The sequence below is a fragment of the Pseudomonas sp. WS 5071 genome, assembly GCF_012985765.1.
GTDB lineage: Bacteria > Pseudomonadota > Gammaproteobacteria > Pseudomonadales > Pseudomonadaceae > Aquipseudomonas > Aquipseudomonas lundensis_A.
In genome coordinates this window covers 21,435-41,189 of the sequence record NZ_JAAQWY010000002.1, presented here as the reverse complement: position 1 = coordinate 41,189, position 19,755 = coordinate 21,435, and the positions used below count along the sequence as shown (strand labels likewise).

Annotated in this window: 21 protein-coding genes; 6 read left to right on the top strand and 15 right to left on the bottom strand. The window is 57.2% G+C overall.

Annotated features, from left to right (window positions below; translation table 11 throughout):
* Window positions 1-31: 31 nt before the first annotated feature.
* The 4 genes from HBN61_RS01350 to puuE form a co-directional block, all read right to left on the bottom strand.
* Window positions 32-535 carry an ureidoglycolate lyase gene (locus HBN61_RS01350; protein WP_094994623.1) on the bottom strand — a complete coding sequence of 168 codons (504 nt, stop codon included), beginning with the start codon at window positions 533-535 and terminating at the stop codon, window positions 32-34.
* Window positions 536-619: 84 nt separating this feature from the next.
* A complete protein-coding gene (gene alc, locus HBN61_RS01345) occupies window positions 620-1,615 on the bottom strand; it encodes an allantoicase (RefSeq protein WP_094994624.1) in 996 nt (331 codons plus the stop codon).
* 61 nt (window positions 1,616-1,676) lie between these two features.
* Window positions 1,677-2,192, bottom strand: coding sequence for a 2-oxo-4-hydroxy-4-carboxy-5-ureidoimidazoline decarboxylase (gene uraD, locus HBN61_RS01340; protein ID WP_170046016.1), 516 nt, complete (start codon window positions 2,190-2,192; stop codon window positions 1,677-1,679).
* Window positions 2,189-3,118 (bottom strand): allantoinase PuuE, encoded by a 930-nt coding sequence (puuE, locus tag HBN61_RS01335; protein WP_094994626.1) that lies wholly within the window; start codon window positions 3,116-3,118, stop codon window positions 2,189-2,191. The genes uraD and puuE overlap by 4 nt, the downstream gene beginning before the upstream one ends.
* A 409-nt stretch (window positions 3,119-3,527) precedes the next feature.
* Between puuE and uraH the strand changes: the two genes are divergently transcribed.
* The gene (uraH, locus tag HBN61_RS01330) at window positions 3,528-3,881 is read left to right on the top strand and encodes a hydroxyisourate hydrolase (protein WP_169963472.1); all 354 of its coding nucleotides are present in this window, start codon (window positions 3,528-3,530) and stop codon (window positions 3,879-3,881) included.
* A 54-nt stretch (window positions 3,882-3,935) separates the two neighbouring features.
* On the opposite strand, the gene HBN61_RS01325 is transcribed toward uraH, so the two are convergent.
* From HBN61_RS01325 to HBN61_RS01310, 4 genes are all read right to left on the bottom strand, one after another.
* Window positions 3,936-5,825 carry a hypothetical protein gene (locus HBN61_RS01325; RefSeq protein WP_170046015.1) on the bottom strand — a complete coding sequence of 630 codons (1,890 nt, stop codon included), beginning with the start codon at window positions 5,823-5,825 and terminating at the stop codon, window positions 3,936-3,938.
* A 197-nt stretch (window positions 5,826-6,022) separates the two neighbouring features.
* Entirely contained in the window at window positions 6,023-6,649 is a 627-nt protein-coding gene (locus HBN61_RS01320) for a LysE family translocator (RefSeq protein WP_094994629.1), read from the bottom strand.
* A 59-nt stretch (window positions 6,650-6,708) separates the two neighbouring features.
* A complete protein-coding gene (locus HBN61_RS01315) occupies window positions 6,709-8,058 on the bottom strand; it encodes an NCS2 family permease (RefSeq protein ID WP_169963466.1) in 1,350 nt (449 codons plus the stop codon).
* Window positions 8,059-8,248: 190 nt separating this feature from the next.
* A complete protein-coding gene (locus HBN61_RS01310; RefSeq protein WP_094994631.1) occupies window positions 8,249-8,686 on the bottom strand; it encodes a MarR family winged helix-turn-helix transcriptional regulator in 438 nt (145 codons plus the stop codon).
* A gap of 82 nt (window positions 8,687-8,768) precedes the next feature.
* On the opposite strand from HBN61_RS01310, the gene HBN61_RS01305 reads away from it, so the two are divergent.
* Both HBN61_RS01305 and HBN61_RS01300 read left to right on the top strand, forming a co-directional pair.
* A complete protein-coding gene (locus tag HBN61_RS01305; RefSeq protein ID WP_094994632.1) occupies window positions 8,769-9,935 on the top strand; it encodes an aminotransferase-like domain-containing protein in 1,167 nt (388 codons plus the stop codon).
* Between the two features lie 10 nt (window positions 9,936-9,945).
* Window positions 9,946-10,548 (top strand): glutathione S-transferase family protein, encoded by a 603-nt coding sequence (locus HBN61_RS01300; protein WP_094994633.1) that lies wholly within the window; start codon window positions 9,946-9,948, stop codon window positions 10,546-10,548.
* Window positions 10,549-10,620: 72 nt separating this feature from the next.
* On the opposite strand, the gene HBN61_RS01295 is transcribed toward HBN61_RS01300, so the two are convergent.
* Window positions 10,621-10,992 (bottom strand): glutathione S-transferase N-terminal domain-containing protein, encoded by a 372-nt coding sequence (locus tag HBN61_RS01295; RefSeq protein WP_170046014.1) that lies wholly within the window; start codon window positions 10,990-10,992, stop codon window positions 10,621-10,623.
* A gap of 101 nt (window positions 10,993-11,093) precedes the next feature.
* Window positions 11,094-11,639 (bottom strand): GTP cyclohydrolase I FolE, encoded by a 546-nt coding sequence (folE, locus tag HBN61_RS01290; protein WP_047276193.1) that lies wholly within the window; start codon window positions 11,637-11,639, stop codon window positions 11,094-11,096.
* A gap of 563 nt (window positions 11,640-12,202) precedes the next feature.
* On the opposite strand from folE, the gene HBN61_RS01285 reads away from it, so the two are divergent.
* Window positions 12,203-13,681 (top strand): metal-dependent hydrolase family protein, encoded by a 1,479-nt coding sequence (locus HBN61_RS01285; RefSeq protein ID WP_262498662.1) that lies wholly within the window; start codon window positions 12,203-12,205, stop codon window positions 13,679-13,681.
* A gap of 54 nt (window positions 13,682-13,735) precedes the next feature.
* On the opposite strand, the gene HBN61_RS01280 is transcribed toward HBN61_RS01285, so the two are convergent.
* The 3 genes from HBN61_RS01280 to HBN61_RS01270 all read right to left on the bottom strand — a co-directional run bounded on the left by HBN61_RS01280 (window position 13,736) and on the right by HBN61_RS01270 (window position 15,416).
* Window positions 13,736-14,293, bottom strand: coding sequence for a Smr/MutS family protein (locus tag HBN61_RS01280; protein WP_094994636.1), 558 nt, complete (start codon window positions 14,291-14,293; stop codon window positions 13,736-13,738).
* Between the two features lie 63 nt (window positions 14,294-14,356).
* Window positions 14,357-14,677 carry a hypothetical protein gene (locus HBN61_RS01275; protein WP_169963464.1) on the bottom strand — a complete coding sequence of 107 codons (321 nt, stop codon included), beginning with the start codon at window positions 14,675-14,677 and terminating at the stop codon, window positions 14,357-14,359.
* A gap of 148 nt (window positions 14,678-14,825) precedes the next feature.
* Window positions 14,826-15,416: a cysteine hydrolase family protein gene (locus HBN61_RS01270; protein ID WP_094994638.1), complete on the bottom strand. Its 591-nt coding sequence runs from the start codon at window positions 15,414-15,416 to the stop codon at window positions 14,826-14,828.
* A 260-nt stretch (window positions 15,417-15,676) separates the two neighbouring features.
* On the opposite strand from HBN61_RS01270, the gene prmB reads away from it, so the two are divergent.
* Entirely contained in the window at window positions 15,677-16,585 is a 909-nt protein-coding gene (gene prmB / locus HBN61_RS01265; RefSeq protein ID WP_094994639.1) for a 50S ribosomal protein L3 N(5)-glutamine methyltransferase, read from the top strand.
* Window positions 16,586-16,659: 74 nt separating this feature from the next.
* Here prmB and HBN61_RS01260 read toward each other — a convergent pair whose 3' ends face one another.
* Both HBN61_RS01260 and HBN61_RS01255 read right to left on the bottom strand, forming a co-directional pair.
* Entirely contained in the window at window positions 16,660-17,451 is a 792-nt protein-coding gene (locus HBN61_RS01260; protein WP_169963460.1) for a hypothetical protein, read from the bottom strand.
* Window positions 17,452-17,548: 97 nt separating this feature from the next.
* The gene (locus HBN61_RS01255) at window positions 17,549-18,514 is read right to left on the bottom strand and encodes an alpha/beta hydrolase (protein ID WP_170046013.1); all 966 of its coding nucleotides are present in this window, start codon (window positions 18,512-18,514) and stop codon (window positions 17,549-17,551) included.
* 142 nt (window positions 18,515-18,656) lie between these two features.
* Between HBN61_RS01255 and aroC the strand changes: the two genes are divergently transcribed.
* Entirely contained in the window at window positions 18,657-19,748 is a 1,092-nt protein-coding gene (gene aroC / locus HBN61_RS01250; protein WP_094994642.1) for a chorismate synthase, read from the top strand.
* Window positions 19,749-19,755: the final 7 nt, after the last annotated feature.

Here is a 19,755-nt window from a genome sequence, read left to right as displayed (position 1 = left end):
GTCGCTCTTTTTTGAGCGTTTGGGCCTTCTCTTATTGGTGGGGGGCGAGGATCAGCAACTCATCCTCTTTAAAGAAATGCTCATCGCAGTTATTGCCTGTGCCACTGCGATCAACCACCAGGAAGTCATCCCGCTTTTCGATCGTCAGCACCGGGTGGTGCCAAACGCCGCGATGGTAATTAATGCCCTGCCTGCCGTTGGTGACGAAGGCGCGGACCAAGCCTGATACAGGTTCATCGCCAAGTGGCGCGACCACGATCAGAAAAGGGTGGCCGAGCAGCGGAATAAAAGCCTGGCTGCCCAACGGATGTCGCTCCAGCATGCGCACGGTGAACGGCATGTCCTGCGCATCGGCGCGGAAGATGCTGATGATCGCCTTGTCTTCTGGAGTAGCTGTTTCAACTTCGGCCAGACGATGAAAGCGCATGGTCGAACCGTTATTGATCATGAAGTGGTCGCTGCCGTCGGTTTCGATCACGTCACCGAACGGGGCAAAAGCTTCTTTGGTCAAGGGTTCAATCGTTAATGTGCGCATGGTCTGTCTTCTTGTTCTGGTTTCTGTGGTGTGTAGCGTGTGCCGTCGCTGCCGCGGGTGGCGGCAGCGACGGCAGATCAAGCCTTACTTCGCGACTTTGCCCAGTACGCGTAGGCGGCTTACACCGCCGTCCGGGAACAGGTTGAGGCGAATGTGGGTGATCGGGCCGAGGTCTTTCAGTTGCTCGCTGTAAGTATGCTCAGCGTGCATTTCCATCTTCTGGCTCGGCAGCAGCTCACGCCAGAACAGGCTCTGGGTTTCGATCTGGCTGTCGGTACCGCCTTTGACGTAGGCGCCCTGGATCGAGCAGCTGTCCGGGTAGTTGCCCTTGAAGTGCAGGGTGTCGACGATGATTTTTTCGATCTCGCCCGGATGGCCCAGCGCCACGATGACCCAGTCATTGCCCGGTGTGCGACGGCGCGCAGTTTCCCAGCCATCGCCCATGTTGATGCCGCGGCCCGGGTTCAGGATGTTGCTCATGCGGCCGAAGTGTTCATCGGAGCAAGCCAGGGCACGACCGCCGTTCAGGGCAGCAGCCAGGTCAACCTGTTCGTTGTCGCCGATCGAAGACCAGTCGCGGAACGGCACACCGTACACGCGCAGACGGGCTACGCCACCGTCCGGGTAAATGTTGAAGCGCAAGTGGCTGAATGCCTGATCGTTGCTGATCTCGTGGTAGTGATGGCTGTTGCCTTGCAGCTCAACGGCGGACAGCACTTCAACCCACTGGGTGGTTTCAGTCGGCTCGCCTTCGGCCAGGAAGCAGGCTTCCAGCGAGGCAGACGGCGGGAAGTTGCCGGTGAAGAACGAAGTGTCGATGTCCACGCCTTTGATCGAGCCGGGAACGCCCAGGCGGATCACTGCGCTGTCGTAGCCTTCAAAGCGCTTGCGGCGTGACTCCCAGCCGTCCATCCACTTGCCGTTGTCATCGAAAACGCCCTCCTTCCATACGGCCGGGGTCGGCTGGAACATGCGGTTGGCGTCAGCAAACCAGTCATCGGTCACGGAGATGATTTTGGTACCCAGGCGGGCGTCGGCCAGGTTGACGAACTTCTCGAACGGTACGGCGTAAGCTTTCATTCTTCTTGTCTGCCTTTGAATAAGTGGCTGGAGATGCCTGACCGGCAAGTGCCGGTTCGGCTTAGAGCTGGAGTAATCGGAACAGGGCTATTTTGTTGATTTCTGCCAACGCGCACGTGAACTCGGCGTCTGCCTCGTTGTGGATGCGGGTTTCGAACGCGGCGAGGATCTGATGCCGGTCGCTGCCTTTTACCGCCATGATGAAGGGAAACTTGAACTTGGCCTTGTAGGCGTCGTTCAGCTCGGTGAAGCGTTGGAACTCTTCGGCCGTGCATTGGTGAATACCGGCGCCAGCCTGTTCATGGGTGCTGGCTTCGGTCAGTTGGCCCTGAACGGCAGCTTTGCCGGCCAGGTCCGGGTGAGCGTTGATCAGTGCCAGCTGACTGGCGTGATCGGCGCTCAACAAAATTTCACTCATACGCTGGTGCAGGCTTTCGATCTGATCGACGCTGGCATCCAGGCCCAGGTCGTAAGCCTTTTCAGCGACCCACGGCGAGTGCTCGTAAATATCGGCAAAGGCCTGGACGAATGCTTCGCGGCTCAGGGTTGAAGGCGTGAGGGTCTTGAAGGTGCTCATCGGGCATTCTCTGCTTTAAACGGGTGTGTGGCTTGCCAGTGGCGGGCGATGTCGACACGGCGGGTGATCCACACGTGGTCATGGCCTTTGACGTACTCAATGAAGCGCTTGAGGGCAGCCAGGCGGGCAGGGCGGCCGATCAGGCGGCAGTGCAGGCCAATGGAAAGCATTTTTGGCGACTCGGCACCTTCGGCGTAGAGCACGTCGAACGCGTCCTTGAGGTACTGAAAGAACTGCTCGCCGTTATTGAAGCCCTGCACCTGGGTGAAGCGCATGTCATTGGTATCCAACGTGTACGGGATCACCAGGTGCGGCTTGCCGGTCGGGTTGTTGGGTTCCCAGTACGGCAGGTCATCGTCATAGGTGTCGCAGTCATACAGAAAACCGCCTTCTTCCATCACCAGACGGCGCGTGTTCGGGCCGGTGCGACCGGTGTACCAGCCCAGCGGACGTTCACCGCTGATTTCAGTCAGGATGCGGATGGCTTCGAGCATGTGTTCACGCTCTTGGGCCTCATCCATGTACTGGTAGTCGATCCAGCGGTAGCCGTGGCTGCAAATCTCATGGCCGGCGGCAACCATGTCTTTGATGACTTGCGGGTGACGCTGGGCTGCCATGGCCACAGCAAACACTGTCAGCGGCAGGTCGAATTCCTTGAACAGCTTGAGAATCCGCCAGACGCCGACACGGCTGCCGTATTCATAAAGCGATTCCATGCTCATGTTGCGCTCGCCTTGCAGCGGTTGCGCAGAGACCATTTCCGAGAGGAAGGCTTCAGATTCTTTGTCACCGTGCAGGATGTTGCGCTCGCCGCCTTCTTCGTAATTGAGGACAAACGACAGGGCAATGCGGGCGTTGTTCGGCCAGTGCGGGTGGGGAGGGTTGGGACCGTAACCGATCAGGTCGCGTGGGTAATCAGCGCTCACTACAGTCTTCCTTATTATTCGTGTTGACAGTCGATCGGCCACATCTGGCTTCACTGCGATGGCCTGATTGTATACAACTTAATAAACACTTTGTAAGCCTGATTTTTTGCTTTTTTAACATGAATTGTGCTCGATGTGTACAAGCAAGAAACCTGCCTGATCGGTCATGCCGTGAATATAAAGTCGTGGAGAGGGGCGTCGTTGACGGGAAATCGCTGTGAGGCCGCGTGAACCGGGGCCTGCGTAAATGTGTGATTTTAATTGTGTACAATTTTTTTGATAAATGTCTTAATCATGGCTTCGCTGGCGCCCAATCGTGCTCCATACGGGTGCAGCGGCTCTTTTTATCAACTGACACCGGGAGGCGCGAGGCCTGCACGATCGACGATTCGGCAGGCGCGCAGAATCAATGGGACGTTTGACCACTCACGTTTTGGATGCCGCACACGGTTGCCCTGGCAGCTCGATCAAGGTCGAGTTGTTTCGGGTTGAAGGTTCACAGTTGGAACTGGTTGCCACGGCCCTGACCAACAGCGACGGTCGTTGCGACGCGCCGCTGCTGGAGGGTGATAATTACCGCTCCGGGGTCTACCAGGTGCAGTTCAGTGCCGGCGATTACTACCGCGCCCGCGGTGTGCAATTGCCAGAACCGGCCTTTCTGGATGTTGTGGTACTGCGCTTCGGTATTGATGCCGAACAAGCGCACTACCACGTACCGTTGTTGATTTCCCCTTACAGCTATTCCACGTATCGCGGAAGCTAGTTTCACCCTGCGCATGTGGTTTTTTGCCCGCTCACACTGCGGGCTTTTTTTATTTCACGGCCCAATCATTCGTATGCCTTGAGCACGCACCAGTACGCGTATCGGGCAGCGCCAGGCAGGGTCCAGACTGTCGCGCGCTTCGAGTTGGAATTCCCCCCAGTATTCGCCCATGCGCAAAGAGCCATTGTCACTCAGGTGGTACTCCAGGGTGAAAAACAGACTGGATCCCTCAGGGCAAGGCTGGTTGTTATTCATTGGGCTTTTAGCGCACCCGCCTATAGATCTGGAGGCTCTGAGTTTAACGCTCGTTTGGGCGCCTGAAGGCCCTGTCACGCTAACGTTCAGCAAGGTGAAATTTTGCTCCTCGGCCCGATCAGTCAACTGGGTGGGGCCGACTCCCGAATTTAAGGCAACGACACCGGATTCGCTGAGTGCAGGTCGGGGAATCTTGATTTGAGCAGCGCTTAGAGGGCTGTTATCTGTGCTGAGTCGCGAGAGCACCATCAATTCTGTGGTGCTTTGATTCAACGGCTGCCATGTGCTGTTGAGCAGGGTGAAAACCACAGAGTCATTGTTACGTAATGCATAGCGAGCGCCTTCCGGGGCCACGATGTCGGCAGGCAATTGGGCGGAAGAAACCGCATGGATAACGGCATGTTCAGGCGTATTGGCCGGTAGCAGGACTTCTCGCGAATAGTGTCGATTCGACATCTTAAACGCGAGGGTTGGGTAGCGTGATGTGAGTGCGTGCACAGTATGGCGATCTGACTGGGTCGGATTCTCCACGGGGGAATGTAGTTTCCACCGCCGCAGTGCACCGTCATAGATAAAGAAAAAACAAAGGCCATTACTTAATGGCAGGTGCTCAACATTCAGGTCCAGATTGCTGCCATTGATAAGCGTGACGCGTTGGGCCGTTGACGTGATAACGATCGTGTCATTGTGTGATGCACTGCTGGAGAAGAATACTTCCCGGCACCATTGACCATCGTGGAGCACTATCGTCAGTGCCCGGTGCTCGCCGGGCATAATCCCTTTAACAAAATGACTGCTATCGGGGCTTAATTGCACCGCTGGCCTTAATGCAGCCACCTTTATCAGATTGGCATGTCGGCAATTACCCACGATGTAGCTTCTTAATGTCCAGTCCGTATTGATTATTCTAAATGTTTGAATGTAGCTGTTGATATCCTTCGAGGCGAACCATTGACCGACTTTGTCGGAGAAATCATCGGGTGTGGGTGGGAATTTATTATATTTTGCGCATTGGATGGAGCGTAATTCTCCCTCTGGTATGGTCTCCTGCGCGACGCTGTCCATGAACGTTTTCAACGCATTGGTCGAAGGGGAGAAGTCACCTTTCCAACGCTGATTGACACCCCCCCAAAATAACGCGTCGCGCAGGCCTCTGTTATAGGCAATTACCGTATTCATGGGGCCTCTGGATTGAATCTGTTTTAGCGTAAAGGATCTGTAATGCGCAGGAATGAGCGCGTCAGTTCCCAGAGTCGTTTTAATAAGCGTAGCCAGTTCGGCATGTGCATCAGGGGTGAAATGTTCAAAGGTGTGGAAGTCCAGAATAACCAGTTCTTTGCCACCGGTGCGCTGGTGGAAACTGTTCAGTGCATCCAGAATGTCTCTTTTAATATTTCTTCCGGACCTTATGTGGTGAACCAGTAAGAAACGCTCTTGCTGCGTGCGTGCGGTCGGGTCGAACTCCACGCGCAAATCCAGAACGCGAACACCCCGGATAAGTTGGTTGAAGGGAGAGTAATCTTGGCAGGTTCCGAAACTGGACGTATATAAAGCCTCACTGTCGACGCCCGAATTATGAGTGCCTGGCAATATAAGGTCTTCGATTCTTAAGTTCTGAATATCTGGCGTTTCTGAAATCCAGCGGTCCCAGCGATCAAGTTCAGTAATTTGAACACTTTGTGGTGTCATGGTTTTGCACGTCCTTGTGGAGAGAAAAACCATCATGGAAATGCGTGAGCGATTGCTCAACTGCCAATATGTAAGTTTGACGTGATTATAAGTCACAGCATATGTATAGCACGGTTAACGAAAAAAACCGTCGGGTTCAGGAAGGAGGGCACAAGCCAGACAATCTATGTTCTGGCTTGTTTGAAGTACTTAATGAATCAGCGGCTCAACAGTGACGCTGTTCCCGCGACACTGAACAGCCCTGCACTGACCCGGTTGAACCAGCTTTGGCCCTTGCCGCTGCGCAAGTACGACGCAGCCCCGTGGGCGCCCAGGCCATAGGCCAGTTTGCAAAGCAAGTCGAGTACGGTCCAGGTCGCAATCATCACCAACAACTGATTAAGGAACGGCAAGTCGGGATTGAGAAATTGCGGCAGAAAGGCGGCAAAAAACAGGATGTCTTTCGGGTTGCTCGCACCCAGCACAAACGCGCGCCCGAACAGTGCACTGAAGCGCGGCTTAGGGGCGGCTTCAGGCACAGTGGCTGCTTGTGCGGGCTGGCGCGACTGCTTCCAGCTTTGCCACGCGAGGTAGAACAGGTAGAGCGCGCCCACGATCTTAAGCGCGCTGAACAGTTGCTCCGAGGCCAGTAGCAATGCGCCCAACCCCAGCGCCGATGCGCTCAACAGGCAAATCGAGGCGAATACCCCGCCCAAAAAGGCCGGGTATGACCGGCGCAGGCCGTAGTTCAAACTGTTGCTGATCATCAATAACGACAACGGCCCCGGAATCAGGATTACCACTAATGCCGCGCTGCTGAACAGCAGCCAGGTTTCCAGACTCATCACTTCCTCCATGTCACATGCGCCCCGCACAGCGGCGGGGCAGGTTGATATCACCCCGTTTACAGGTAAATAAACTTGGCGACGAAAATGGCGCACAGCACCCACAGGCTGATAGAGATTTCACGGTACTTGCCCGTACCGGCCTTGAGTGCCACGTAGCTGATGAAGCCCAGGGCAATGCCATCCGCTACTGAAAAGGTCAAAGGCATCATGATCATCGTCACGATGGCCGGAATGCAGTCAGTCGGCTCGTCCCAATTGATGTGTTGCATGCCGCCTACCATCAGCATGGCGACGTAGATCAGCGCACCGGCTGTGGCATACGCGGGGATCATGCCTGCCAGTGGGGCGAAAAACATGGCGGCAACAAACAGCACGCCCACGGTCACGGCTGTGAGTCCGGTACGTCCGCCTGCCGCCACGCCGGCAGCACTTTCAACGTAACTGGTGACGGGGGGGACGCCCACCACGGCCCCGAAGACGCTGGAGGCGCTGTCGGCCTTGAGCGCGCGGGACAGGTTTTCGATTTTGCCGTCAGCGTTCACCAGCCCGGCGCGTTGGGCCACGCCCATCAACGTGCCCGCAGTGTCAAACATGTGCACAAACAAAAAGGCCAGCACCACGCTGATCATGCTGATATTGAACACACCCTTGAGGTCCATGGCCATCCAGGTCGGCGCCAGGCTCGGTGGGGCAGAGAGAATGCCGTTGTAATGCACCAGATCCAGCCCCCAGCCGGCCAGCGTCACGGCGATAATGCTGATCAGGATCGCGCCAAACACGCGGTGATAACTGAGCACGGCAATCATCAAGAAGCACACGGCGGCCAGTAGCGGCGCGGGGTCACGCAAGGACCCAAGTTTGATCAGGGTCGCCGGGCTGTCGACAATAATGCCCGAGGTTTTCAGGCCAATCAGGCCCAGAAACAGGCCGACGCCGGCACCCATGGCGTAGCGCAGGCTAACGGGAATGCTATTGAGCAGCCATTCGCGGACGCGCGACAGGGTCAAAATCAGAAAAAGTACCCCGGACACGAACACGGCGCCCAGCGCGGTTTCCCAGCTGTAGCCCATGGTCCCGACCACGGTGTAGGTGAAAAACGCATTCAAGCCCATCCCTGGGGCTAGGCCTACAGGCCAGTTGGCATACAGGCCCATGAGCAGGCTACCGAGTGCGGCTGCAATGCAGGTGGCGACAAAGGCCGCGCCATGGTTGATGCCAGCGTCAGCCATGATGTTGGGGTTGACGAAGATGATGTACGCCATGGTGATAAACGTGGTCAGCCCGGCGATCAATTCCGTTTTGACTGTGGTGCCATGCAGCGACAGTTTGAACAGGCGTTCTAGCCAGCCACGTTGAATGGGCGGCGATAGATCCAGGGCAGGGGCGTGCGGTTTAGGGCTGTCCACAGTGATTTCCTCAGGCTTTTATTGTTTTTGAGTGCGCTGGTTGAGGCAAATGACGCAAGAAACAACAGCTTCCTGACTGAAGGGTCAAGAAAGTGCGTGAGGTGAATTATGCTTTTGTATACAAATAAAGCAAATAATGTTTTCAGAATTGTGCGGGGGATTGAGCGGGCAGGTGTGGGGTCGCGATGACTCAGGCCCGGGTTTGACCCAACGCATGATTGATGGCCAGCCATCCATTAACGGCGTCTTCACCCTCTTGGGCGAAGACACGCTGCAACAGTTTGACTTGTTCGCGACGCAAATTTCTTTCAAAACGCACACCGTCCGGGGTCAGTTCCAGCAGACGTTTGCGTTTGTCGGTTTCGGGCGCGACGCTGCGGACCAGGTTCATTTCAATCAACTGACGCAATGGCGTGTTCAATGCTTGCTTGCTGACCCCAAGCAGGGTCAACAGCTCTTTGACGCTCACGCCGGGGTAATGGGCGATAAAAAACACGATGCGCTGATGCACCCGGCTCAGCCCGCGACGCGCCAGCATTTCATCCGCCTTGGCGGTAAATGCTTGATAGCCAAAGAAGAAGGCTTGCATGGCGGCACGCTGGGTGGTCGGATTTTTAAGGTCAAGCATATTGACGTATCTAGGCTGCGCGGCGTAATTTCGGTCAAGCAGTTTGACTTATTTCTAATTACTTCCGCTACCGGTGATCTGTATGGCCTTCTCCGAACGTGTTTCCCGCCTGAAAAGTTCTTTGATTCGCGAAATTCTGGCTGCGGCCCAACGTCCGGAAGTCATGTCGTTTGCAGGCGGTCTACCGGCTGAAGCGATGCTGCCCAAAGTCGACTGGGCCGACATGCCGGCCTCGATGGGGCAATACGGCATGAGCGAAGGCGAGCCGGCGCTGCGTGAAGTGCTGGCGGCCGAAGCGCGTGCCTTGGGCGTTGACTGCGACGCCAGCCAGGTCATGGTTCTCAGCGGTTCGCAGCAAGCCCTTGATCTGGCGGCCAAGCTGTACATCGACAAGGGCACTGAAATCATGCTCGAAGCGCCGACCTATCTGGCGGCCTTGCAGATCTTTCAATTGTTCGGCGCGCAGTGCCTGACCTTTCCCTTGCAGGCTGACGGCCCCGATTTGGCGGCACTGCGCAGCGAGCTGGAAAAACACACCCCCGCCTTCATCTACCTGATCCCGACGTTCCAGAACCCCTCGGCCGTGCGCTATAGCGAAGCCAAGCGCGATGCCGTAGCAGCGCTGCTGGATGAGTTCGGCGTGACATTGATTGAAGACGAACCCTACCGCGAGCTGAATTTCGACGGCGGCAGTGCCACACCGATTGTCAGCCGCTTGAAAAAGGCCAGCTGGATCTACACCGGTACGGTCTCCAAAACCCTGCTGCCGGGTCTGCGCGTGGGTTTCCTGATCGCCAGCCCAGATTTGTTCCCCCACTTGCTGCGCCTCAAGCAATCGGCGGACCTGCACACCAACCGTGTAGGGCAGTGGCAGGCGTTGCAGTGGATCGGCACTGAAAAGATGCGCAATCACTTGGCCGAACTGCGTGACTTTTACCGCGTGCGCCGCGATGGTTTTCAGTCTGCATTGCAAGAACACTTCGCGGACCTGGCCGACTGGCACGTGCCGCAGGGCGGGTTGTTCTTCTGGCTGACCCTCAAGCAGCCGCTCGACACCCGAACCTTGCTCAAACCGGCGCTGGACCAGAATGTCGCGTTCATGCCGGGTGAACCGTTCTTTGCCGAGCCTGACCAAAACATCGGTAGCTTGCGTTTGAACTTCAGCCACATCGATCCGGAGCGTTTGCACGAGGGCCTCAAGCGTCTGGCCAACGTCATTCGTCAAGCACAGGCCGCCGAGGCGGCATAGAGGGTTCGGGATGCTTAAGGTTTATGGCGATTACAACTCGGGCAACTGCTACAAAATCAAGCTGATGCTGCACCTGTTGGGGCTTGAGTACGAGTGGCAGTCAGTGGACATCCTCAATGGGGAGACTGAAACCCCGGCGTTCCTGGCGAAAAACCCCAACGGCAAAGTGCCGGTCCTTGAGCTTGAGGACGGGACGTGCCTGTGGGAATCCAACGCGATCCTCAATTACCTCGCGGACGGTAGCGAGTTTCTGCCGACAGAGCCGCGTTTGCGCACCCAAGTGTTGCAGTGGCAGTTTTTCGAGCAGTACAGCCATGAACCCTACATCGCCGTGGCGCGCTTCATTCAGTTCTATCTGGGGCTGCCTCAGGCGCGTATTGAGGAATACCGCGCATTGCAAAAGCGCGGTTATAAAGCGCTGGACGTGATGGAGCAGCAACTGGCCCGCACCCCGTATCTGGTGGGTGAGCACTACTCGATTGCCGATGTGACGCTGTATGCCTACACCCACGTCGCGCATCAGGGTGGCTTTGATCTCGCGGCTTACCCGAGCATTCAAGCCTGGTTGGCACGCGTGGCCAGTCACCCGCGCCACGTGACCATGCTGGGTTAAACAACCGCGTACAAAAAAACCGGCCCTGTGCCGGTTTTTTTGTGCCCGTCGGGAGCCGCCGGTGTTGGCGTGTTACACGTTGGCGAAACGGTTGTTGAGGTAATCAATGATGACGTTGGACTCGTACATCCAGGTGGTCTTGCCATCTTCCTCGATACGCAAGCAAGGGACTTTGATTTTGCCGCCTTGTTCCAGCAGGGTTTGACGGTCCTGCTCGTTGTTTTTTGCATCCCGCAACGCGACCGGTACATTCAGGCGGCGCAACGTGCGACGGGTCTTCACGCAAAATGGGCACGCGTGGAACTGGTACAGGGTCAGGCTTTGGGCGGCTTGGTCGACCTGCGCCTGAGCGGTGGCGGGGCGCTGTTTTTTGCTGGGGCGGGTCAGGAAATCGCCAGCGATAATCAGCTGGCCCAGGCCTACGCGGAGCGCTTTGATAAACACAGTAATAGCCTCATGGGCAAGAAAGAAGGCCCGCAGCTTACCTGAAAACCGGGTGCGAAAAAAAACCGGCGATGAGCGCCGGTTTCTTCAGGGAGCGGATTTCACTTGATCAGGCTGAGAAACTCGCTGCGCGTGGCGGCATTGTCGCGAAACTCACCGAGCATCACCGACGTGATCATCGACGAGTTCTGCTTCTCGACACCGCGCATCATCATGCACATGTGCTTGGCTTCAATCACCACGGCCACGCCGAGTGCGCCAGTGACTTGCAACACTGCATCAGCAATCTGGCGGCTCAGGTTTTCCTGAATCTGCAAGCGGCGCGCATACATGTCCACGATACGTGCGACTTTCGACAGCCCGAGCACTTTGCCACTCGGAATGTAAGCTACATGTGCTTTGCCGATAAAAGGCAGCAAGTGGTGTTCGCACAGCGAATACAGCTCGATGTCCTTGACCAGTACCATTTCGCTGTTGTCCGAGCTGAACAGGGCACCGTTGGTGACTTCTTCCAGCGTTTGCTCGTAACCGCGGCAAAGGTACTGCATGGCCTTCGCTGCACGCTTTGGCGTGTCCAGCAGGCCTTCGCGCGAGACGTCTTCGCCAAGCTGACCGAGGATGGCGGTGTAGTTTTGTTCCAATGTCACAGGGCTATATTCCGTGCGGATTTCATCGTGGTACCTCATCGGGTTGTACCAAATTTGTACCAATCATGCTGTTGGCGAGTGTCCCGAGCTCGCTCCAGGGTGTACTGGAATTCAGCCATATTGCGGCAGTGGATCACACACTTTGTACGCGGTGGCCCAGATGATTGGCGATAAACGCAGGGTTCATGCCTGCCAGGGGGCACATGGTAGCCCAGGAGTGCGTGCAGGTGTATTGGCGGTGTGACCTGATTTTCATTTTGTGGGGGCGTGCTACGTAATCGAAGGGTGTGAATGCGTAGAGCGAGGGAGAAAAGCTTCACGCATTCAGTGCAAACCCGCTGGAGTCCACTAGTCTGGTGCATCAGGCGTTGATTGCCCCTCGCGCATGTCCGGGCTGTATGGGGCCTGGAGCCGAGTGACGAGAGAATGACTCACAGGAGGATGCCCATGAAAAAACGAATAAAGGCCGGGCATATCCTTGCTCTGGTTGTGGTCGGGTTTGCTGTGTTCAGTTTTCTGATGATTAATTGGGATCAATCCCTGTAACCCTAAATGTCCAAGGTATGAGGTACGGCATGTCTGCTTGTTCTCATCTGCGCGCGGCGTGTTTCATCGAGCTTGAGGAACACCCTGTCTGCACCTGTCATTCGCCCCAGATCCAGGCATTTCATGATCGAATCATGACTGATTGTGCCCGCAAACAAGCGTATGGCGGCACGGGTGCAAACCGCGTTCAATCCCCCGCGCCGATTCCACTGGGGCACCTCGCAGGTGCCGACGCCTCAATCAACCCCATGATCCGGCTCACCCGACTGCGCTTATTTGATGGCACGTCCACGCTTCGCGAGCACGTGGACGTCCTCATAAAGGGGGCGGCCATCGAGGCGATAGTGCCGGCAGGGACGTCGATTGAGGACGCGGTTGTCATTGATTGCCGGGGACTGGTGCTCATCCCCGGGCTGATTGACGCGCATTGGCACACCACCTTGGCAGGCATCACCCAGATGGATGCGATGACAGCCGATCCTGCTTATGTGCACCTGGTCGCTGCACGTGAGGCCGAGCGCACCTTGATGCGCGGTTTTACATCTGTACGCGACCCGGGTGGGCCTGCATTCGCATTGAAACGTGCAATCGACGAGGGGATTGTGGTGGGCCCCCGTATTTACCCTTCAGGTGCCATGATTTCGCAGACTTCGGGCCATGGCGATTTCAGGCAGCGGTCGGAAGTGCCACGCAGTGGTTTGACCCCTGTCAGCGTTGCCGAACAGATGGGCGCCGCCTCAATAGCAGATGGCGATTCAGAAGTACTCCGGCGTGTGCGTGAGCAACTCATGCTCGGCGCGTCGCAGATAAAGCTCATGGCGGGCGGCGGGGTGGCATCCTTTCACGATCCTCTGGACAGCACTCAGTTTCTGGAGTCGGAATTGCGCATGGCGGTTGAGGCCGCTGCGGACTGGGGGACGTATGTCATGGTGCATGCCTACACGCCGCGCAGTATTCAGCGCGCCATACGGGCCGGGGTTAAATCCATCGAGCACGGACAGCTCGCGGATGAGGACACCGTGCGAATGATGGCCGATCACGACATTTGGTGGAGCCTTCAGCCTTTTCTTCAGGATGAGGATGCCAATGTGTACCCCGACCCGGCGCGTCGGGAATCACAGCGGGTGGTGGCCACCGGGACACTGCGTGCTTATGAATGGGCGCAGCGGTTTAATATCAAAACGGCGTGGGGAACGGATGTGTTGTTCAATCCGCAAAATACCGTCACCCAGGGCAGGCAACTTGCAAAAATGACCCGCTTTTATGCGCCGCATGACGTGCTGAACATGGCAACGCGCGACAATGCTGCGCTGCTGGGCATGTCGGGAGCGCGTAATCCTTATCCTGGCAAGTTGGGCTGTATTGAAGTGGGTGCATTGGCCGATTTGTTAATCGTCGATGGCGATCCCACCGTGAGCCTGGATTTTTTGAAGACGCCGCAAACCAGCATCAAATTGATTATGAAAGGCGGAAAGTTATACAAAAAAGACGTTTAGGGCATCGGGCCTGGGCGCGTGGTGTGTCGCGCTTGCGGCCCTTTTGTTGAGCGCCTACTCGTCGCGGCCTTCCATCATGGTGCGCTTGAGCATGACGTAAACCGCACCTGCGCCGCCGTGTTTGGCCTGGCACGAACAAAAGCCCAGTACTTTGCTGTGCTGGCGCAACCACGTGTTGACGTGGCTTTTGATCATGGGGCGTTTGCCGTCAAGGCGCACCGCTTTGCCGTGGGTGACGCGCACGCAGCGCACTTCAAGCTGGGTCGCTTCGGCCAAAAAGGCCCACAACGTTTCGCGGGCTTTTTCGACCGTCATGCCGTGCAGGTCAAGGCTGCCTTCAAAGCTGATCTGGCCCAGTTTGAGCTTACGCATCTGGCTTTCTTGCACGCCGTCTCGCGACCAGTGCAAGTGGTCTTCAGGCCCGACATCGATCACAAACTGATCGGACAAACCGTCAATGATCGTTTCATTGCTGCGCACAATCGCGTGTTGGCGCAACTTGGCCAGTTGCGCGCGGTCGGCTTTGGGTTTGCCTGTGTCAGCGCGATCGTGCTTGATCGGCTTAACGCCGCGGATCTCGTTTTTGAACAGGGAAAAATCGTCGTCTTGCATGTCAGCCTCCGCGAAGGGCCGCTAGTTTACCCAAGTCGACACCCTGCGTGCGGCAGATCTGGCCTAATCGTGCTTTTTCATCAAGTGTGCAGACATACTCAACCCGAGCGGTTGGCGCATGTAGCGACGGCGTCGACGCCACATCCAGATCCCCAACCAGGTGACCAGCAGGCCCAGCCCCGTGATCAAGGCAGCGCCCGCCGGGCTGGCGTTGAGCTCACCCAGCGCCGGTGAGTGCCCGATCAGGCTTGCCATGCCGGTCAGTGCCATCAGCAAGCCACATACCGTGATCAGCGCAGCAATCGTCAGTACGACGCGAGAACGCCAGTTGCTGGGGCTTTTGGGGCGTAAACGTCGCGCATCAAAACCATCGGAGATCTTCATTCCGATCTTTCCTTAAAGAGTATCGGGCCTTCGACAGGGAGAGTCGCATCTTGTTCCTGAGTGGGGTAGGAAATAGATGTTATACGTGTAGGAAAGGAGGTTTACAGATAGGCGGTCAGCATCCGCCGCCTATCAGCAGAACGTCAGATCAAATCAGATCAAGCGTGCGGGCAAGGGTGGCGAAGTTGTCATTCATGATGGCCATTTCGGTGCGTTGCACGTCGGCGGCCGGGATGATGCCGTCGCGGGTCGGCAGGTCGCGGGTGGCGCAGGCGTCCTCCACCAGCGTGCAGCGAAAGCCGTAGTCCTTGGCCGCCCGCACCGTGGTGCTGACGCTGGAATGACTCATGAAGCCGCAGACGATCACGTCCAGAGACCCCAGGTTCTCGAGCGCTTTTTGCAAACCAGTGTCGTTGAACGCATTGGGCATGCGTTTTTCGATAATGACCTCGTCACCTTGCGGCTCCAGGCCTTTGATGAATTCACCGCGCTCGCCTTGCGGGTCAAACATGCCGCCAACCGTGCCCAAATGGCGAATATGAACCACGGGGCGTTTGGCTTTGCGGGCGGCGTCCAGCAGAAGCGCGATGTTGGCGGTGGCAGCGGGCATGCCGGACAAGGCCAGCGGGCCGCTCAGGTACTCGTTTTGCGCATCGATGATCAGCAGGCTGGCATTGTTCAGAGTGGCGGCGGCATAACCACGTCCAGTCAGTTGAAACATCGTTTTTAAAGCAGGCATTCGGGGCTCCTTTGAGTGGGGCTTTTGCGACATTCTCCACTGGCGGAGCGTTTATGTGAATGGCCATTCTTGAAAGCAGCGTGGTTGCTGGGCTGTAGCCAAGTCAATAGCTACATTCCCGGCCACGCAATGTGCAAAACAGGGCAAGGTTGGGTGTGGAGACGGGCAATTGCGCAAGTACGTTCGACCGCCGGGCACAACTTTGGCCGCGCCGTGTTTTGGCTGATAGAATCGTCGGTCGATTTTGAGGAGTAAGTCCGTTGATCACTTCCCGTCTGCGCACACTGCGCGACCATATTCGTTGGGCCGTCAGCCATTTTCATGGGGAAGAGCTGTTCTTCGGTCATGGCACCGATAACGCGTGGGACGAAGCCCGCCAACTGGTGCTGGGTGCGTTGAACCTGCCGTGGGAAATCGCTGACAGCTACCTGGACTGCCGTCTTGAAGACGACGAGCTGGTCAACCTGCAACATTTATTGAAGCGTCGTATTGAAGAACGCGTACCGACCGCTTACTTGTTGGGCGAGGCCTGGTTTTGCGGAATGTCTTTCATCGTCGACGAGCGCGTCCTGATCCCGCGCTCGCCGATTGGCGAGTTGATTGAAAAACGGTTTGAGCCATGGCTGGCAGCCGAACCTGCGCGCATTCTGGATCTGTGCACGGGCTCGGGCTGTATCGGCATCGCTTGCGCCTATGAGTTTCAAAAAGCGGAAGTGGTGCTGGCGGATCTATCGTTCGAAGCCCTTGAAGTGGCTAATCAGAACATTGAACGTCACGGCGTCGATGAGCGTGTCTACACCGTTCAGGGCGATGGCTTCGACGGCCTGCCGGGTCAGCGCTTCGACCTGATTGTGTCCAACCCGCCGTATGTGGATGCGGAAGATTTCGCTGACATGCCAGCGGAATACCAGCACGAACCCGAGCTTGGGTTGGCATGCGGAGACGATGGCCTGAATCTGGTGCGGCGCATGCTGGCCGAGGCTGCCGATCACTTGACCGAAAAAGGCCTGTTGATCGTGGAAGTGGGCAACAGCCAGGTTCACGTTGAGTCGCTGTACCCGGAAGTGGATTTTGCCTGGCTCGACTTTGAGCGCGGCGGTCACGGCGTGTTCATGCTTACCGCCGAACAGTGCCGCGATCATCAGGCGTTGTTCGCCTCGCGGGTGTAACCCGGCCCAAGGGTTGCTGGCGGCATCAGGCGGGGTGTTTCCCCGCCGATGTGGCCGGCATTCACAGGGTGTGCTCAGCGGTGTGTTGCAATCCAGATCAACAGCCCCGCCTGAAACACCGCGAAGGCCACCAGGCAGGTGATGGTGAAACGCAACCCGGTGTCTTCGCGCTGGAACTTGCTGACTTTCTCTTCTTTCTCCCGCAGTTTGACTTCCTGTTCCTGCAAAGTTTGCTCGGCCTGTTGCAGCATTTGTGCGGCTTCAAGGATTTCCACGAACTGCACTTTTTCAGTGTTCCAGTTGTTCAGCAACTCGCCCACCTGTACGTCTTCGATGCTGGCTTTCAAATGCTGGGCATCGGCATACACCACATCAAATCCATGCATGCGTAAAAAATGGTCACGACGCAGACGCGTGTCTTCGTTCAGCGCGTCTTTGCTGGCCAGCGGCATGCCGTCGACGCGGTATTTCGACCATTTTTTCTGGCTCCACAAAATGCCTTGGGCCATGAGGAAGCGGCCGATGCCGCGGTTCCACGGCTCCACTTGCAGGCCACTGTCAGGGCTGATGCTGACACGCTGGGTCTCATGGTTGACCCAGATGTCGAGCTGGTTTTGTTCTTTGCGCACGCGTTGCCCCGGCAACAGGATGCTCATGCGTAACAGGCTGTGTTCTTTGTTATGGCGCTCGGCATAGCCGAACTGCACGAAGCGCAGCGGCCGTCCGCCGGTGTTGCGGTCCGTTTGCAGGGGGGCAAGCCGCAGCATTTTGAACTGCTCGGGTTGCACCTCTGCCCACGGCAATGGCGGCGCTTGTGGGGGCGCCGGCTCTTGAGTTTCAGCGGGTTTTTGTGGGGTGTCGGTCATAACGGCAAAATCCTGTGCAAGCCCGGTATGCCGGCAAAGCAAAGGCTGCCGACATAAACGTATCGGCCGTTATGCGCAGGACTGGAGGGCGGTCGGCTCAGCGATCGATGACTTTAGTGACAAAGCGCACAATTTTGTCACCCAGTTCGCTGGATAATCGCTGGTTGGGGTCGTTGTAAGACTGCACTTGACGCTTGATGTCCATCGGGACGATGCGCATCACATGGTTCATGCCGTCGATCAGTGCCAGATCGGCATCAGGCTTGGCCGCTTTTAGCAGGCGCGCATCGTTGACGTCGACCTGAATGTCGTGGGTGCCCTGAATAATCAACGCAGGCATTTTCAGTGCGGCGAATGCCTTGGCCGGGTCGTAGCGCAACAGGCTGATCAGGTAGGGCTGCACGCTGGGACGGAAAATCACGTGCAGGGCTTCAGGCACGTTGTCGTCAGTGCGTCCGCTTTCGAGGGCGTGAATCAGTTCGAAGCTACGTTGCAGCAAAGCAGGGGGCATATTGTTGCGTTGCAATTGTTCGCGCAACACCTGGCCCACAGGCCGCGCAGTGCCGGCAATGGAGATGACCCCTGCGGCGTCCATGCCGGGTGCCGCGAGGCTGGCAATCAGTGCGCCTTCGCTGTGCCCGAGTATAAATACATCGGCAAAGCGAGGATCGGCCTTGAGCTTGTTGCCCCAGACCACAGCGTCGGTCACGTATTGGTCAAGGTTGAGGATGCGCTCGTCTGGGGCGGCGGGCCGGCTTTCGGCGATCCCGCGCTTGTCGAAACGCACGCTGGCAATGTTGTTTTGCGCAAGGTGCCACGCCAGTTTCTTCAGGCTGTCATTGCGACCGCCCTGGGTATTGTTGCCGTTGCGGTCAGTGGGCCCCGAACCGGCAATGATCAGTACCACGGGCACCGGCTTGTCGCTTTTGGGCAAAACAAGCGAGCCATACAGCGTGCCGGTGGGCGTGTTCAGCTCGATAGGGCGCAACAGCACCGAGGGGGCAGCGGCAGTTGCCACGCCACTGAAAAGGGTGAGTACCACTAGCAGAATCCTGAGCATCATTTCGCCATCTATAACGGAGTGCCGGTTGGACAAACCCGGATGAATAAGGTTCGAGGATGAACTACTGGGGCAGCCTGCGTATACTGGCGCGCTTAGTTATCCCGGCTGAGTCCGATCGGCTGATTTTCACGGAGCGTCCTGCATGTCCGGCAATACCTACGGCAAGCTGTTCACTGTCACCACCGCTGGCGAAAGCCATGGCCCGGCGTTGGTCGCCATTGTCGATGGCTGCCCGCCAGGGCTTGAGCTGTCCCTTGAAGATTTGCAGCGTGACCTGGACCGCCGCAAGCCGGGCACCAGTCGCCACACCACGCAGCGTCAGGAAGCAGACGAAGTCGAAATCCTCTCCGGCGTTTTTGAAGGCCGCACCACCGGCTGCGCCATTGGCCTGCTGATCCGTAACACCGACCAGAAGTCCAAGGACTACTCGGCGATCAAAGACCTGTTTCGACCGGCCCATGCCGATTACACCTATCACCACAAGTATGGCGAGCGCGACTACCGTGGCGGTGGCCGCAGTTCGGCCCGCGAAACCGCCATGCGCGTGGCTGCCGGTGCTATCGCCAAGAAGTACCTGGCCACTCAGGGCATTGTGATTCGCGGCTACATGAGCCAACTGGGTCCGATTGAAATCCCGTTCAAAACCTGGGATTGCGTTGAAGAAAACGCCTTCTTCAGCCCTGACCCGGACAAGGTGCCCGAGCTCGAAGCCTATATGGATCAGTTGCGCCGCGATCAGGACTCGGTCGGGGCTAAAATCACCGTCGTGGCTGAAGGGGTAATTCCGGGCTTGGGCGAGCCGATTTTTGACCGTCTGGATGCTGAGCTGGCCCATGCATTGATGAGTATCAACGCCGTGAAGGGCATTGAAATTGGCGCCGGGTTTGCCAGCGTCGCCCAGCGTGGCACCGAACACCGCGACGAGATGACGCCTGAAGGGTTCCTCAGCAACAATGCCGGGGGCATTCTGGGCGGCATTTCCTCCGGCCAGCCCATCGTCGCGCATCTGGCCCTCAAACCGACGTCGAGCATTACCACGCCGGGCCGTTCGATTGACGTGCACGGCAACCCGGTGGATGTCATCACCAAAGGCCGTCACGACCCCTGTGTTGGCATCCGCGCCACGCCCATCGCAGAAGCAATGATGGCCATTGTGTTGATGGACCATTTGTTGCGTCATCGTGGGCAGAACGCCGACGTGCGTGTCAGCACGCCTGTGTTGGGCCAGTTGTAATGCCGGA

Excerpts from the sequence above, each read along its gene's own strand:
- HBN61_RS01260 (WP_169963460.1), bottom strand. The coding sequence starts at position 17,451 with ATGACCGACACCCCACAAAAACCCGCTGAAACTCAAGAGCCGGCGCCC.
- aroC (WP_094994642.1), top strand. The coding sequence starts at position 18,657 with ATGTCCGGCAATACCTACGGCAAGCTGTTCACTGTCACCACCGCTGGC.
- HBN61_RS01285 (WP_262498662.1), top strand. The coding sequence starts at position 12,203 with ATGAGGTACGGCATGTCTGCTTGTTCTCATCTGCGCGCGGCGTGTTTC.
- HBN61_RS01300 (WP_094994633.1), top strand. The coding sequence starts at position 9,946 with ATGCTTAAGGTTTATGGCGATTACAACTCGGGCAACTGCTACAAAATC.
- HBN61_RS01305 (WP_094994632.1), top strand. The coding sequence starts at position 8,769 with ATGGCCTTCTCCGAACGTGTTTCCCGCCTGAAAAGTTCTTTGATTCGC.
- HBN61_RS01255 (WP_170046013.1), bottom strand. The coding sequence starts at position 18,514 with ATGATGCTCAGGATTCTGCTAGTGGTACTCACCCTTTTCAGTGGCGTG.
- HBN61_RS01310 (WP_094994631.1), bottom strand. The coding sequence starts at position 8,686 with ATGCTTGACCTTAAAAATCCGACCACCCAGCGTGCCGCCATGCAAGCC.
- HBN61_RS01275 (WP_169963464.1), bottom strand. The coding sequence starts at position 14,677 with ATGAAGATCTCCGATGGTTTTGATGCGCGACGTTTACGCCCCAAAAGC.
- HBN61_RS01320 (WP_094994629.1), bottom strand. The coding sequence starts at position 6,649 with ATGAGTCTGGAAACCTGGCTGCTGTTCAGCAGCGCGGCATTAGTGGTA.
- HBN61_RS01280 (WP_094994636.1), bottom strand. The coding sequence starts at position 14,293 with ATGCAAGACGACGATTTTTCCCTGTTCAAAAACGAGATCCGCGGCGTT.
- HBN61_RS01350 (WP_094994623.1), bottom strand. The coding sequence starts at position 535 with ATGCGCACATTAACGATTGAACCCTTGACCAAAGAAGCTTTTGCCCCG.
- uraD (WP_170046016.1), bottom strand. The coding sequence starts at position 2,192 with ATGAGCACCTTCAAGACCCTCACGCCTTCAACCCTGAGCCGCGAAGCA.
- HBN61_RS01270 (WP_094994638.1), bottom strand. The coding sequence starts at position 15,416 with ATGCCTGCTTTAAAAACGATGTTTCAACTGACTGGACGTGGTTATGCC.
- HBN61_RS01325 (WP_170046015.1), bottom strand. The coding sequence starts at position 5,825 with ATGACACCACAAAGTGTTCAAATTACTGAACTTGATCGCTGGGACCGC.
- alc (WP_094994624.1), bottom strand. The coding sequence starts at position 1,615 with ATGAAAGCTTACGCCGTACCGTTCGAGAAGTTCGTCAACCTGGCCGAC.
- uraH (WP_169963472.1), top strand. The coding sequence starts at position 3,528 with ATGGGACGTTTGACCACTCACGTTTTGGATGCCGCACACGGTTGCCCT.